Below are 14,155 nucleotides of genomic sequence, written 5' to 3'. Positions count from 1 at the left end.
ACACTCACACCCCGCAACAATTACCCAACCTCACAAATCGACGCCGGGAATGGCTCACTGAGCTCATCGCCCGCCCTCGTGCGGGTGGGCGATGAGCTCGGGCGGCGTTCCTGCAGGTACGGGCCGCCGCCGGTTGGCTGAGCCGCCGTCGGTCAGCCGAGCAAGGCCAGGGCCTCGTTGAAGGTCCTCGACGGGCGCATGACGGCGGTGGCCTTGACCGGGTCGGGCTGGTAGTAGCCGCCGATGTCGGCCGGGGAGCCCTGCACGGCGAGCAGCTCCTCGGCGATGGTCTTCTCCTCGCCGGCGAGGGTCTTCGCCAGGGGGGCGAAGGCCTCGGCGAGGGCGGTGTCGTCGGTCTGGGCGGCCAGCTCCTGCGCCCAGTACAGCGACAGGTAGAAGTGGCTGCCGCGGTTGTCGATGCCGCCGACGCGCCGCGCCGGGGACTTGTCCTCGTTGAGGAACGTCGCGGTCGCCCGGTCGAGGGTGTCGGCGAGGACCTTCGCCCGCGCGTTCCCCGTCGAAATCGCGAACTGCTCGAAGCTGACCGCGAGCGCCAGGAACTCGCCGAGGCTGTCCCAGCGCAGGTAGTTCTCCTTGACCAGCTGCTGGACGTGCTTGGGCGCGGAGCCACCGGCGCCGGTCTCGAACAGGCCGCCGCCGTTCATCAGCGGGACGACCGAGAGCATCTTGGCGCTCGTGCCGAGCTCCAGGATGGGGAACAGGTCGGTCAGGTAGTCACGCAGCACGTTGCCGGTGACGGAGATGGTGTCCTCGCCGCGGCGGATCCGCTCCAGCGAGAACGCGATCGCCTCCTCCGGGGACTTGATGAGGATCTCCAGGCCCGTCGTGTCGTACTCCGCCAGGTAGGCCCGGACCTTCTCGATCAGCCGGGCGTCGTGGCCGCGGCTGGCGTCCAGCCAGAACACCGCCGGGTCGCCGGTGGCGCGGGCGCGGGTGACGGCGAGCTTCACCCAGTCCCGGACGGGGGCATCCTTCGTCTGGCAGGCGCGGAAGATGTCGCCGGCGCCGACCGCCTGCTCCAGCACGGCCTCGCCGGCGGCGTTGACCACGCGGACGGTGCCGGTGGTCGGGATCTCGAAGGTCTTGTCGTGGCTGCCGTACTCCTCGGCCTTCTGCGCCATGAGGCCGACGTTGGGCACCGAGCCCATCGTCGCCGGGTCGTAGGCGCCGTGGGCGCGGCAGTCGTCGAGGACGACCTGGTAGATGCCGGCGTAGCTGGAGTCCGGCAGCACCGCGAGGGTGTCGGCCTCCGCGCCGTCCGGGCCCCACATGTGGCCGGAGATGCGGATCATCGCCGGCATGGAGGCGTCGACGATGATGTCGCTGGGCACGTGCAGGTTGGTGATGCCGCGGTCGGAGTCGACCATCGCCAGGGCCGGGCCCTCGGCGAGCTCGGCCTCGAACGACGCCTTGATCGCCGCGCCGTCGGGCAGCGCGTCGAGGCCCTTGAGGATGCCGCCGAGGCCGTCGTTCGGGGTCAGCCCGGCGGCGACGAGCGCCGCGCCGTGGGCGGCGAACGTCTTCGGGAAGAAGGCGCGGACCGCGTGGCCGAAGATGATCGGGTCGGAGACCTTCATCATCGTGGCCTTGAGGTGCACGGAGAACAGCACGCCTTCCGCCTTGGCCCGGGAGATCTGCGCGGTGAGGAACTCGCGCAGCGCGGCGACCCGCAGGACGGCGGCGTCGATCACCTCACCGGCGAGCACCGGCAGGGCCGGCAGCAGGACGGTGGTGCTGCCGTCGTCACCGACCAGCTCGATGCGCAGGGTGTCGTCCGCGGGGATGATCACCGCCTTCTCGGTGGAGCGGAAGTCGTCGGCGTCCATGGTGGCGACGTTCGTCTTCGACTCCGCGCTCCACGCGCCCATCCGGTGCGGGTGCGCTCGGGCGTAGCCCTTCACCGAGGCGGGAGCGCGACGGTCGGAGTTACCCTCGCGCAGCACCGGGTTGACGGCGCTGCCCTTGATCCTGTCGTAGCGGGCGCGGATCTCACGCTCGGCGTCGGTACGCGGGTCGTCCGGGTAGTCCGGCAGCGCGTAGCCCTGCTGCTGCAGCTCGGCGACCGCCGCCCGCAGCTGCGGGATCGACGCCGAGATGTTCGGCAGCTTGATGATGTTCGCTCCGGGGGTCTTCGTCAGCTCACCGAGCTCGGTGAGCGCGTCGTCGATGCGCTGCCCGGGTTCGAGATGCTCGGGGAAGCTGGCGATGATCCGCCCCGCCAGGGAGATGTCGCGGCTCTCTACCTGGACGCCGGCCGTCGCCGCGTACGCCTGCACCACCGGCAGGAACGAGTACGTGGCCAGGGCTGGGGCCTCGTCCGTGTGGGTATAGATGATCGTCGAATCAGTCACCGGCACTCCGCTTCACGTCTACTCCGTCTGGGTATCAAGATATGCCGCGTGAGCGCCCCTACCTTGATCGCAGCGATGGGTACAGTCGGGTGCTCGTCGACGAGCCGGCGCCGGGTAGTCACGATCAGCACCGTGGATGCGGAGGCCGCGAATGGACACGCAGGTCAACGCGTCCACCGGACCGGAACGCGGAATCGACACCGTGGGGGTCGGCGAGTCGCCGCGGGGAAGTGTATGACACCCGGTTCGCCGGGGTCTCCCGCAGACGGCCGGCTCTGCGGCACATTCGAGCCCCAGGCACGCTGTGTCCGGTTCGTCCCTCCGGAAGGGCAAGGTTGGCCGGCGCTGTGTGAGATAGGCCATGGGACGGCGATGGCGGCGCACGCCACTCGCCGCACGGCCGGTTCGGGTGGGGCGGTACGGGCGGGGTAGCAGATGGTAATGACGACCGATGGCGTACGGACCGTGGGCGTCGAGGAGGAGTTCGTCCTCGTCGACCCCGAACGGCGTGCGGTGCGCGCCGCCGCGTCGCAGGTGCTGGCCCGGCAGGACCGCGACGGCCCCGGCAGGGCGCCGGGCGGCGGGGATCTCGACGTCGAGCTGACCCGCGAGCAGGTCGAGAGCGGCTCGGCACCGCACATCAACCTCGCCGGGCTGCGCGGGTCGCTGGTGGAGCTGCGCCGCGCGGCGGCACGGGCCGCGCAGGCCGAGGGGGTGGCGCTCGCCGCCACCGCGACCTGCCCCACGCCGACCCAGCCGACCCTCACCCTGAAGCCGCGCTACCAGCGGATGCACCAGGAGTTCGGGCTCACCGCCCGCGAGCAGCTCACCTGCGGCTGCCATGTGCACGTCGCGGTGCACTCGCGCGAGGAGGCCGTCGGCGCGCTCGACCGGCTGCGACCGTGGCTGTCCGTGCTGGTCGCGATGACCACGAACTCGCCGTTCTGGCAGGGCGCCGACAGCGGCTACGCCAGCTACCGCACCCAGGTCTGGCAGCGTTGGCCCACTGCCGGCGCCACCGGCGCGTTCGGTTCGCCCGCCGAGTACGACCGGATTGCGAATCTGCTGATCCGGACCGGGGCCGCCCTGGACGACGGGATGATCTACTTCGACGCCCGGTTGTCGCACCACTACCCGACCCTGGAGCTGCGGGTCGCCGACGTATGCCTGTCCGTCGACGACGCCGTCCTGCTCGCCGCGCTGGCCCGAGCACTGGTGTCGACGGCGGCGCGGGAATGGGCGGCGGGCGAACCGGCCCCGCCGGTACGCCCGGAGCTGCTGCGTGCCGCCGGCTGGCGGGCGTCGCGCCACGGGGTGTCCGGTGACCTCGTCGACCTCGAACGCGGCGAGCTCGTCCGCGCCCGGGCGATGGTCGACCGGCTCGTCGAACGGGTCGATGCGGAGCTGTCGGCGACCGGCGACGCCGACGCGGTCGCCGCCCTCGTCGACGACCTGTTCGCCCGCGGCACCGGCGCGGACCGCCAGCGCGCCGCCTACGCCCGCCGCGGCCACATCGACGATGTCGTCGACCTCGTCATCCACGAGACCATCACGGTGGCCTCCCCCTGACCTGACCCCGACCGGAGCCCGCCTGACCGGACGCCGACCGGGGCGCCTGACGGCGTGCCGACCGCGCCCGCCGGCCGGCGGCTCACGGGCCGGGGCGGAACGAGGCGACGATGGTGCGCATCTGGCCGAGGGCGGCGTCCCAGTCCTCGTCGGGGACGCGCCAGCGCAGCCTGTAGCCGTGCCCGTTGCGTACCACGCCGAAGTCGAGGACGTGAAGGGTCCTGAAGGTGAACTCCCAGATCGCGGCGCTGGTCCCGGCGCCGCCGTCGGCGGGGCGGATGGACAGGCGGTGGTAGCCGGCAGAGCTCCGCCGGACCGCCGGCTCCTGGTCGTACCAGGCGCCGATAGCGGAGGGGCCCGCCTTCGGCTGCACCTCGATCAGCAGTTCCGGGTAGCCGGACGGCGCGGTGGCGGTCGTCGTCCGGCCGTTGCCGCGTGCGGAGATCCGCCAGCCGGGGGGCAGCGCCGCCGACCATCCGCCAGCGTCCCGGTGGGTGGCGTAGCCGTCGGGGGGGGGTCGGCGGGGTCGGTCGTGTCCGGGATGAGCGCGCCGAGGTTATCGCCCGCCTGCGCCGACGGCGTCTCGGTGGCCCGCGCCGACGGGGTGCTCGTCGGTGACAGGCCGCCCGTGGGCGTTGCCGTGGCCGATTTCGGGCTCGCGGCGGGTGTCACCGATGCCCGCGGTGCCGGCGACGCCGTGGCGGTGGGCCGCGTGGTCGCGGCGATGGCCGGCGAGGACGGGTTCGAGCCACCGTCGGTGAGAACCAGGCCGAGCACGACCGCCGCGGCGACGAGCACCGCCACCGCGACCCCGGCAAACAGCACGATACGCCGGCGACGCGCCGGGCGATCCGCGTCAGGTCCCGGCGAGTCGGGCCCACCCTCGGGGGCAAACGTACCGACCGGAGCAGGCTCGCCGGCGGAACCAGGCGGACCATCCCAGCGCGATGCGCCGACGAGACCGGGCTGGCCGGCAGCGGCGGGCGGAGCATCCCGGCTCGGTCCACCGGCAGGGCCGGGCTGGTCGGCGGCGGATACGGAGCTGCCGGCGAGGGCGGATCGGTCGCTCGGGGCGGGCTGACCCGCCGGCCCGGGGGGCGCCTCGGCCGCGGATGCGCCGGCCAGGGCGGGGATCGCGGCCGCGGCTGCGGCCAGCGGCCGGTCCGCCGCCGACGGCGGTGGGTCCGCGTCGTCGAAGTCGGGCTGCGGGATCTCCACCAGCGTCCCGCCGAGGGTGTGATCGGCCTCCTCCAGCCGGTCGGCGATCTCGCGCAGCCGGCCGCGGGCCTCGGCCAGCGACGGGCGCCGCGCCGCGCCGGGTCGGAGTCGAGCAGCTCGGTGAGGACGCCGCGCAGGGGGCCGCTGTGCTGGAACGGTCGGCGCCGGTCCTCCACCACGGCCGCGAGGATGGCCAGCCGCCCTTCGCCCTCGAACGGCGGCACCCCCTCGACGGCGGTGAACAGGGTCGCGCCGAGCCCCCACACGTCGCCGGCGGCGCCGACGCGGGCGCCGCGGGCCCGCTCGGGGGCGATGTAGGCAGGCGAGCCGACGAGCATCCCCGCCTCGGTCAGGGTCGCATCCCCCTCGGTGACGGCGATGCCGAAGTCGGTGAGCCGCGCCTGCCCGTCGGCGGTGACGAGGACGTTGCCCGGCTTGACGTCGCGGTGCACGACACCGCCGCGGTGGGCGGCCTCCAGGGCGTAGGCGAGGCTGACGCCGACGCGGGCCACCTCCAGCGCGGGCAGCCGACCGGCGGCGCGGATGAGGTCGGCGAGCGAGGCGCCGTCGACGTACTCCATGACGATCCACGTGTGGTGCTCGGCGTCGAAGACGTCGTAGACCGTCACCAGGCCGGGGTGGCGCAGCCGGGCGGCGGCGCGGGCCTCGTGCAGCACCCGCTCGCTGAGCATCGCCCGCTCGGCCGGGGAGGCGACCGGCGGCCGGCGGACCTCCTTGATGGCCACCCGTCGGCGCAGCAGGGTGTCCTCGCCCTCACGGACGACGCCGCCGCCACCGCTTCCGAGCACGCGCCCGAGCCGGTAGCGACCGGCGAGCCGACGTTCCTGGCCCGCGGCGCGGTCAGTGGCCATCGCTCGCACTGCCCCCCTGATCCTCAAGGACTTCACCGCCATGCCCATCCTCTGACGGGGAAACCGGGATGATGGGTAAAATCGCGCGCAGAGTTCCCCCACAATTCCACAATCCGATCGCGGCACCGGTGCGGGACGCCGCGTCGCCGCCAGAGGCCGCGAGCCATCGGCCGCGGACGCCGCCCGCGTGCGGGCGGCGGGCTTCAGATGTTGCCGGACATGCCCCTCGCCGCCGATTCGGTGCCGTGTCGGATCACGTCAACAGCGTTGATTATCTTGTAGTCGCGGAGGGGGGGGAACTCCTGGCGTCCGCACCGGCCTCGGTAGAACAGCGCCCGCGTCCGGCGGGCCGGGTCGGCGACGACGGTGTGGAACTCGATCGCGTCGATGACGACGGCGTCCTCGGCCAGGCAGGCCGCCGCCGCGGCGGCGGAGTCGCGGGCCTCGAAGGCGCGCTGCCAGCGCTCGACGGCGTCGGCTGAGTCAGTGGGCATTCCGGTCTCTCCCTCTGGTAGCGGCCGCCACCGGCCGTTTGCCGGTGCGATCGCCGCCAGGGACGATACGTCGACAGCGTGCCTCGCCGGGTCGGCCCGGAAATGATGAACACGCCCACGTCGACGGCCAGGCGGGACGTCAGCGGGGCGCCGACCCGCAGGACGCGGCCGGCCGGCGGCTCCCGTGGAGGGCGACCCGCCCATTCGGGGGGCCCTCGGCAGGCCCGGCCGGGCGCCATCGTCGAAAGCGCCAGCAGCCGTCCTCGCCCGCCGTCCCCTTCTCCGTGGCCAGCGGAGGCCGGCGCAATCGGGCTACTCCCTTTCCGGGAGCCCTTTCCGGTAGCCACTTTCAACCTTCAGCCCTCGGTCCATGGCGGACCGACAACCGATGCGCGATGCACCCCGACAGGCCGAAATCGCATAATCTCGTTGATTAACAGCCCGAAAGGGCTCAGTTCGACCCGTGCGGACGGCACTTGACACGCCTTCAAGCAGAAGAAGGTTGCGCCACCAAAGGCGCGACTTCGATCGCAGTTTTGACCGAGGGGCGCCCCGGACGTCCCTCGTATCGCTCCCCACCGCGGGGTACCCCGTTCGTCGGCGACGCCGATTCGACCATTCTGAACTGGCACTTCGCCCCCGAACTGCGGGCGAAGTGCGCGCGGTCGACCTCGCCCAACACTCCGAGCAAGGCCATATGCACGCGCGTGAATCTTCTCGAGTCGGAGCAGCGGGGATCCCTATCTTCATCCCGAGCCCGCCGCGGTAAGGTGCAAATGCCCAGATTTCTGGATGACCTCGCCGGGAGCTCAAAGTAATGCAATGGATCACACGCTCTCATCTGAGAGCGGGCGCTCGAACGATCGGCGCCGTGGCGGCGACGGGATGTCTGACGTTGGGTCTGCCCGGCGTGGCGTCAGCGACCCCAACGCCGAACAAGGATGCCGGACTGGTGACGCTGGTTCAGGGGCTGCCGGATATGAAGGCGGACGTCACCATGGACGGGCAGACCCTGATCAAGGACCTGGTGGCTAAACAGGTCGCGGACCCGAAGCCGCTGGTCGCCGGGGCCCACCGCGTCGAGATCCGGCCTGTCGGCCAGTCGGCGAGCGTGACACCGCCGATCGCCACCGACGTCGCCGTCCACCCGGGCACCCGGCTCTCGGTCGCCGTAGGTCTCGACGCCGCGGGCAAGCCTCTCGCGCGGGTCTACGACGACGCCACCAGCGCGACCTGGCCGGCCAACACCTCGGCGATCGTCGTCCGCGACGTCGCGGCGCTGACGGCCGGCCAGATCAAGATCGACGGCAAGTACGTCGGCGAGGTCCCGAAGACCGGTCAGGTCGTCCAGACCTTCCCTCCTGTCTCGCCTGAGGTCGCCGCCAACATCGTCCCCTGCCTCATCACCGGCAAGACCAAGGACGGCCTCCCCTGCGTCTACGTCGGTCCGCCCGTCGTGGACGTGCCTGATGTCGGCGGCGTGCCTGGTGTCGGGAGCGTGCCCTGCGTCACCGACAAGCCCAAGGACAGCGTCCCCTGTGTACCCGGTGTCGGCGGCGTACCCGGTGGCGGCACCCCAGGTGGCAGCGGCACGCCCGGTGTCGGCGGCACCCCAGGTGGCGGCACCCCCGGTGGCGGCACGCCGCACACGGTCACGGATACCACGGGCAAGCCGCTGGTGCCGGCCCAGACGGTGCCGACCAAGCCTGGATCGACGACCAACCTCTACATCGTCGGTGGCAACGGCTCCTACAGTTGGCTGTCCCACCAGGCTGCGAACTCGCCCACCTCGATCAATGCCGGCAACAGCGGGCTGGCCGCGGATGACGATCATCCGCCCGTGCTGGCCATCGGGGCGCTCGGCCTCGCGGTCGGATCGGCCGGGGTCCTGTTCGGGTGGCAGCGCCGCCGAGCGTGGCTGGCTCGCCGACAGGGATGATCGAGTTTCGCCGACAAACGGCGACCGCCGGTCCGCCGCCCGAGGACGGGTCGGACGGACCGGACGGACCGACCGCGCCGACCGCGAGCCAGGAGCTGGTCACGGGTGGGCCGGACCGGCCCAGGCCGCCGGGCACCCGGCTGGCGCGGACCCGTCGACGTCGCCGTGGCCGCCGCCTTCTGGTGGTCACGGCGACGGTCGCGGGCGTCGTCGGCGGCAGTGGCATGGCCGGATGGGTGGCGTCGAGACCCCCCGGCGACGTCGGTTCGCTCGCCGCAGGCGCGACGTCGGCCGTCTCCCAGGGGCCGGCCGCGTCGCAGGGGCCGGCGGCGTTCGCGAGTTCCACCCGAACGGGCGCCGCGGCCGCGGCCGTGTCACCGTCGCCGTCACCGTCCACTGATGTCCAGGCGGTCCTACGACGCCGGCCGACGGCCGTCGCCGTGGCGAGCCTGGGCATCTCGGCGCCGGTGACGGTGGCCTCCGTCAACGCGACCACGCGCGTGCTCAACGTCCCGCTCGACCCTGCGACGCTGGGATGGTGGGCAGGGGGCGGGGCCCCCGGTGCCTCGTCGGGGACGGTCGTGCTCGCCGGGCACGTCGACTACAACGGCCGCCCCGGCGCCCTCTACCCGCTCAGCCGGGTCGAGATAGGGGCCTTGATCGTCGTCGCGAGCGCCGACGGCACGAAGCACGACTACCGGGTGGTGACCCGGCGGCACGTAGTGAAGACCAGGCTGGCGGACACGGGTGTCTTCCGGACGGACGGCCCGCCCCGCCTGGCCCTCATCACCTGCGGCGGGGCGTTCAACACCGCCACGCACAGCTACCGTGACAACCTGATCGTTCTCGCCCTTCCCGTCTGACCGATGTCTCGCGAATTCGGTATAGCTGGGACGTGGATGCTCCCGATCAGACCAATCCCAGCGTGACGACCCGCTGGGAGTCACTCACCGCAGGCAGGTCGGGCCGGCGTTACGCGGACCGGTTCGCGCAGCTCGCCGCCGCCGGAGTCGACGTGCACGGCGAGGCGGCGTTCTGCCACGGGCTGGTGCCCGCCGAGTCCCGAATCCTGGATGCAGGCTGCGGCACCGGTCGGGTGGCCATCCGGCTGGCGGAGCTGGGCCACCGGTGCGTCGGGGTCGACGCCGACCCCTCGATGCTCGAGGTGGCCCGAGACCGGTCCGCCGCCGTCAGCTGGGTCCTCGCCGACCTGGCCGACCTCGCCGACCTCGCCGACCTCGCCGACCTGGACAACTCTGTCGGGGCCAACCTCGCCGGCCTGGACGCACCCAGCCCGTTCAGCCGGCCCGAACGGGCCGCCATCTCACCCGCCACCGACGGGCCGTTCGACCTCATCGTCGCCGCCGGCAACGTCATCGCGCTGCTCGCCCCGGGGACGGAGGCCGCGGTCCTGTGCGGACTCGCCCGCCGCCTCGCCCCCGATGGCCTGCTCGTGGCCGGGTTCGGGCTCGACGCGGCGCACCTCCCCCTGCCTGCCGCTCCCTTCGGGCTGATGGACTACGACGGCTGGTGCACCGCCGCCGGGCTCACCCTCGACCAGCGGTTCGCCACCTGGCAGGGCATCCCCGTCGGGCCGGACGAGACGGACGACGACCACCCCGACCACGGCAACGGCGGCGACGGCGGCGACGGCGGCGGCGAAAGGCCCGCCGATGCCCCCGGATACGCTGTGAGCGTCCACCGCGCCTCCGCCTGACCGGCCGGTCGCGGTGACCATGGCACCCGACCCTGGCTCCGGCCGGCGATCTTGGTGTTCCGCCGAACCGCGCCACGCCTACTGAAGATCATCGCCGGCTGGACACGATAGGACTTACCTACTCGGGGTCGTTGATAATCAACGTTGGGTGACGGTTGTGGTGTCGTACCTACCCCGCCGTCGAACCTCAGACCCCGAACATCCACCGGTAACGGCCGATTGCGGTACGCGGGAGGCATTGCGGTGCGATGCGCACGATCCGCCGGGCTCAGACCGTACAAAACGCACCGCAAACTGCTCCGCCCTGGTTCGGGCTCCTTCGTTCAGCCCCGCAGGGTAGATCGGTAGGCGGCGAGCAGGTGCGCGCCGATGAGGGCGTTGCCCCGGGGGGAGGCGTGCAGGCCGTCCGGGGCGAACAAGGTCGGGTCGGCGGCGAAGTGCCGCGACACGGCGGTACGCAGGGTTACCGGGATGCCGCCGGCAGCGGAGACCGCCGGGGTCTGCGCCCGCTCGAGTAGCAGGCCGAGCAGCCACAGGACCTCGCGCAGCGGCGAGCGGACGGCGGAGATGACGCTCAGGTCGGGTGTGGTGCCGACGATCACCTCGGCACCGCTGCGGCGCAGGTCGACGACGGCATCGGCGAGGTGGCGGGCGGCGGCCGCCGGGGAGGTGCGATTGCGGATGTCGTTGACGCCGATGGAGATGACGGCCAGGTCGGGCGCCGCGGGAGTGACCCGGGCGACCTGGGCGGCCAGGTGCTCGGCGCGGGCGCCGTCGCTGGCGGCGCTGACGACGCGCACATGCCGGCCCTCGCCGCCGCCGTCGTCGCCGCCGTCGCCGGCGGCGAGGGCGCCGGCGGCGAGGGCTCGGGCCAGCCAGCCGCCGACGGTCTCGTCGTAGTCGTGCACGCCGGTGCCCTGGGCGCTGGAGTCGCCCAGTATCCCGAGGGTGAACGGCGAGTGCGTCGGATTGCCGTAGAACTCGCGCACCGGCGGGGCGGGGGTGGTCAGCGGTCGCACCCGGCCGTCGGCCGTGCTGCCCTGATACAGCGCCAGACGCCACACCCCGACGCCCGCCCCCACGAACGCGCCACTGCCCGCGGCCCCCGCCGACAGCAGCAACCGGCCTCGCCCGATCATCGCTCCCCCTCCGGCCACCCGCGGGCGATGCCCGCCGAACGCGACGCGGGCGGTGGGTGGCAGCAGCGTGCCGCAGTGCCGCAGGCAGGCCAAATTTTACCCGCGGGCGTCGCCGCCGCCAGCCGATCCGCAGGCCCCGCCTGCCGGCCTCGACGGGACCCCCGGCATCACCGCCGACAGCACTCCGGGAACGGACGACTATCACCGCACCTTCCGGTCGAATGCCGGAGAACGCCACCTGCGGTTTTTACCCAGCTGTAACAGTGAACCGATCCCGGCATCCGGACAGATGTGGTTCGCTGCCCACGTCGCCCTCGCCGAAGAGGTGCCCGCCCGGTTGGGGCGCGCGAATCCGGTCCAGCTACGCATGCCGTCGGCAAGCCCGTGAGCGGCGGTGGCCGTGGCCGCCTCGACGCCGGCGACCTCGACGGTTCCGGTCACCGTCGGCGTTCCGCCGGGCTCCCCGCCTGCCCTCGACGCCCGGCCCACGCCCGGCCCACGTCCGGCGCCCAGCCATCCACGCCCATCGCCCATGGACGAGTGCATTGACTCGACACATGTCTCCGGCGACCGCCGACCTCGCCATCCGACCCCTGTCTCCGACACTCGGCGCGGAAGTCACCGGAATGGACCTCCGAACGGACCTGACCCCGGAACGACGTGCACTGATCCGTACGCTTCTCTTCCAGCACGGGGTCCTGGTCTGGCGGGACCAGTCGCTGGACACGGCCGGCCAGGTCGCGTTCGCCGAGGCGTTCGGGCCGATCCTGGTGTTCACCAGCGTCGTCGACCCGGCGTGCATGAGGTCCACGGCGGCAGCGTCGGCTGGCATTTCGACGCCAGCAGCCTGCCCCCGCCGCCGGAGGCAACGGTCCTGCGGGCCGTGCGCGGGCCGCCCGCGGGCAACGACACGCTGTGGGCCAGCGGCGTCGCCGCCTACCAGGCGCTGACCCCACAGGTGCGGGCGCTGGCGACGGGCCGGTACATCACCCACGGTCTCGGGGTGAAACGCGAGCCCGGCGACGAACGCTCCATCGTCGCGCATCCGCTGGTCCGCCGGCACCCGCCACCTCGTGCGGATCTGCATCGCCGCGCTGCACCCGTGACCGCGCGAAGCGGACCACGCCGAGCGGTGGACGTGGGGAGCGGTGCCCTTGACATGAAGTCGGGTTCATCTTCCAGGCTGAGTGAACGTGATCGGGTGACCACCACGGCACCCGACGCGACGCCTGGATGGAGGCCGTCCTGTGCCAACCTCGCCGCCACCGATCTTCCCGACCCCCACCGACGAGGCCCCCCGCCCACTCGCCCTCGCCCTGATCGTCGGCAGCGTGCGGGCGGGGCGGCTGGGGCCGGCCGTCGCGGGCTGGTTCGCCGGCCGCGCCGGTGACCGCGACGACGTCCACCTCGACGTCCTCGACCTGGCCGAGTTCCCGCTGCCCGCCGACCTGGCCGTCGCCCCCGACACGCCGTCCGAGCGGCTCGTCCGCACGCTCGGGCAACGCCTCGCCGCCGCGGACGGGTTCGTCGTCGTCACCCCGGAGTACAACCACAGCTACCCGGCGGCGCTCAAGCATCTCATCGACACCTACCGCGAGCAGTGGTTCGCCAAGCCCGTCGGGTTCGTCTCCTACGGCGGGATGAACGGCGGCCTGCGGGCCGTCGAACACCTACGCGCCGTCTTCGCCGAGCAGCACGCCGTGACCGTCCGCGACGGCGTGAGCTTCCACAGCGCGAACGCCGCCGACTTCGCCCCGGACGGCCGGGTGACGACCGGCGCCGCACCGGCCGCCGCCGCCACCGCGCTGCTCGACCGGATGGGCTGGTGGGGCCGGGCACTGCACCGCGCCCGCACCGTCGAACCGTTCCAGAGCTGATCGGCGACGGAGCCGCCGCCAACGGCGATCCAAACGAGCCGGCGGAACACCCGGATTGCGCGCATCGCACCGAATCTGCCACGTTGCGTTCATGGGGGGCGTAGCCGGCGGGCCCGGCGGGCGGCTGTTCATCAGCGTGGCGGGTCCGGACCGGCCGTGGGCCCGCTGGGTGGCGGACCGGCTCGGCCGGTCCGGCTTCGTCGTCGAATACGACGAGTGGGACTGGCCCGCGGGCAGCAGCTTCATCGGGCGGATGGACGCCGCGCTCGCGACCGCGGACCGAATGGTGGCGATCGTGTCACCGCACTACTTCGATCCGGCCACCTACGGCCGGGCCGAACACGAGGCCGCGTTGACGCGGGCTCAGCAGCGAGACGGCTTCCTCGTCCCGGTGCTGGTCGCCGCCTGCGAGCCGTCACCGCTGCTGGCTCGGTTGTCCCACGTCGACCTGGTGGGCTGCGACGAGCGCGAGGCCGAGCGGCGACTGGTCACCGGTCTGCACGGGCCACGGCGTCCCGGCGCCACCGACCAGATCCCCTGCCCAGGGCCCGTCTCCGTCACCATCACCACCAGCGGTGGCGGCGTGCCATCGCCGAAGCCGGCCACCGCTGGCCCACCCCCGTTCCCCGGCCGCGGCAGCGACGCCGGGCCGCGCGAGGCGGTGACCGTACTGCACCTGCCCGGGCTGCGGGTCGGTCGGGAGGACAGCGCGGTCGACGTCGAGGAGCTGCTCGGCTCATGGGGGCTGTCCCGGTAGCGCCTGGCGCTGGTCCCCGGCCGCCGCGACGTGAACACGGCGGCGTGCCAGTCGTACTTCGCCACGTGCGAGGACGACGAGGTCGACCCCGAGCCGCCGTACTCGCCGAAATGGCGGCATTTCGCGCTGATGGTCGAGAGCTTCTAGTAGGGCTTTGTTAGGTGTCGTTGAGTTGTGGTTTCAAGCGATCTGGTGACGGAT

General features: G+C 72.7%; 12 protein-coding genes and 1 pseudogene. 8 read left to right on the top strand and 5 right to left on the bottom strand.

Annotated elements, in window-relative coordinates; all coding sequences use genetic code 11:
* Positions 1-152: 152 nt before the first annotated feature.
* Positions 153-2,372 carry an NADP-dependent isocitrate dehydrogenase gene (locus G6R25_RS14190; RefSeq protein WP_163553345.1) on the bottom strand — a complete coding sequence of 740 codons (2,220 nt, stop codon included), beginning with the start codon at positions 2,370-2,372 and terminating at the stop codon, positions 153-155.
* A gap of 441 nt (positions 2,373-2,813) precedes the next feature.
* Here G6R25_RS14190 and G6R25_RS14185 point away from each other — a divergent pair, with 441 nt between their 5' ends.
* On the top strand, positions 2,814-3,941 hold the full coding sequence (locus G6R25_RS14185) for a carboxylate-amine ligase (RefSeq protein WP_163553344.1): 1,128 nt from the start codon (positions 2,814-2,816) through the stop codon (positions 3,939-3,941).
* 82 nt (positions 3,942-4,023) lie between these two features.
* On the opposite strand, the gene G6R25_RS29690 is transcribed toward G6R25_RS14185, so the two are convergent.
* The 3 genes from G6R25_RS29690 to G6R25_RS14175 all read right to left on the bottom strand — a co-directional run bounded on the left by G6R25_RS29690 (position 4,024) and on the right by G6R25_RS14175 (position 6,525).
* Entirely contained in the window at positions 4,024-4,314 is a 291-nt protein-coding gene (locus tag G6R25_RS29690) for a hypothetical protein (RefSeq protein ID WP_336501484.1), read from the bottom strand.
* 295 nt (positions 4,315-4,609) lie between these two features.
* Entirely contained in the window at positions 4,610-6,031 is a 1,422-nt protein-coding gene (locus G6R25_RS14180; RefSeq protein WP_336501482.1) for a serine/threonine-protein kinase, read from the bottom strand.
* 203 nt (positions 6,032-6,234) lie between these two features.
* Positions 6,235-6,525, bottom strand: coding sequence for a hypothetical protein (locus G6R25_RS14175; protein ID WP_163553343.1), 291 nt, complete (start codon positions 6,523-6,525; stop codon positions 6,235-6,237).
* Positions 6,526-7,477: 952 nt separating this feature from the next.
* Between G6R25_RS14175 and G6R25_RS14170 the strand changes: the two genes are divergently transcribed.
* The 3 genes from G6R25_RS14170 to G6R25_RS14160 are packed head-to-tail and all read left to right on the top strand — an operon-like array spanning position 7,478 to position 10,181.
* Complete coding sequence (locus tag G6R25_RS14170; protein WP_235948413.1) at positions 7,478-8,464, top strand: DUF4397 domain-containing protein; 987 nt, start codon at positions 7,478-7,480, stop codon at positions 8,462-8,464.
* Positions 8,461-9,327, top strand: a complete 867-nt coding sequence (locus G6R25_RS14165; protein ID WP_163553341.1) for a class F sortase — start codon at positions 8,461-8,463, stop codon at positions 9,325-9,327. Before G6R25_RS14170 ends, G6R25_RS14165 begins: the two co-directional genes overlap by 4 nt.
* A gap of 32 nt (positions 9,328-9,359) precedes the next feature.
* Positions 9,360-10,181, top strand: coding sequence for a class I SAM-dependent DNA methyltransferase (locus G6R25_RS14160; RefSeq protein ID WP_235948411.1), 822 nt, complete (start codon positions 9,360-9,362; stop codon positions 10,179-10,181).
* A gap of 323 nt (positions 10,182-10,504) precedes the next feature.
* Here G6R25_RS14160 and G6R25_RS14155 read toward each other — a convergent pair whose 3' ends face one another.
* Positions 10,505-11,413, bottom strand: a complete 909-nt coding sequence (locus tag G6R25_RS14155; protein ID WP_235948409.1) for an SGNH/GDSL hydrolase family protein — start codon at positions 11,411-11,413, stop codon at positions 10,505-10,507.
* Positions 11,414-11,541: 128 nt separating this feature from the next.
* Here G6R25_RS14155 and G6R25_RS30555 point away from each other — a divergent pair.
* From G6R25_RS30555 to G6R25_RS14135, 4 genes and pseudogenes are all read left to right on the top strand, one after another.
* Positions 11,542-12,078, top strand: a pseudogene (locus G6R25_RS30555) (TauD/TfdA dioxygenase family protein); the annotation flags it as partial.
* 38 nt (positions 12,079-12,116) lie between these two features.
* The gene (locus G6R25_RS30550) at positions 12,117-12,710 is read left to right on the top strand and encodes a TauD/TfdA dioxygenase family protein (protein WP_163553339.1); all 594 of its coding nucleotides are present in this window, start codon (positions 12,117-12,119) and stop codon (positions 12,708-12,710) included.
* The gene (locus tag G6R25_RS14140) at positions 12,637-13,197 is read left to right on the top strand and encodes an NADPH-dependent FMN reductase (RefSeq protein ID WP_163553346.1); all 561 of its coding nucleotides are present in this window, start codon (positions 12,637-12,639) and stop codon (positions 13,195-13,197) included. Before G6R25_RS30550 ends, G6R25_RS14140 begins: the two co-directional genes overlap by 74 nt.
* A gap of 91 nt (positions 13,198-13,288) precedes the next feature.
* A complete protein-coding gene (locus G6R25_RS14135) occupies positions 13,289-13,954 on the top strand; it encodes a toll/interleukin-1 receptor domain-containing protein (protein WP_163553338.1) in 666 nt (221 codons plus the stop codon).
* Positions 13,955-14,155: the final 201 nt, after the last annotated feature.

The organism is Candidatus Frankia alpina, assembly GCF_902806485.1.
GTDB classification, from domain to species: Bacteria; Actinomycetota; Actinomycetes; order Frankiales; family Frankiaceae; genus Frankia; species Frankia alpina.
This window is presented reverse-complemented; position numbering and strand designations above follow the sequence as displayed.

Bases quoted from the DNA above. Each gene is read 5' to 3' on its own strand.
- G6R25_RS14180 (WP_336501482.1), bottom strand. From the start codon at position 6,031: ATGGCCACTGACCGCGCCGCGGGCCAGGAACGTCGGCTCGCCGGTCGC.
- G6R25_RS14165 (WP_163553341.1), top strand. From the start codon at position 8,461: ATGATCGAGTTTCGCCGACAAACGGCGACCGCCGGTCCGCCGCCCGAG.
- G6R25_RS14135 (WP_163553338.1), top strand. From the start codon at position 13,289: ATGGGGGGCGTAGCCGGCGGGCCCGGCGGGCGGCTGTTCATCAGCGTG.
- G6R25_RS14185 (WP_163553344.1), top strand. From the start codon at position 2,814: ATGACGACCGATGGCGTACGGACCGTGGGCGTCGAGGAGGAGTTCGTC.
- G6R25_RS14175 (WP_163553343.1), bottom strand. From the start codon at position 6,525: ATGCCCACTGACTCAGCCGACGCCGTCGAGCGCTGGCAGCGCGCCTTC.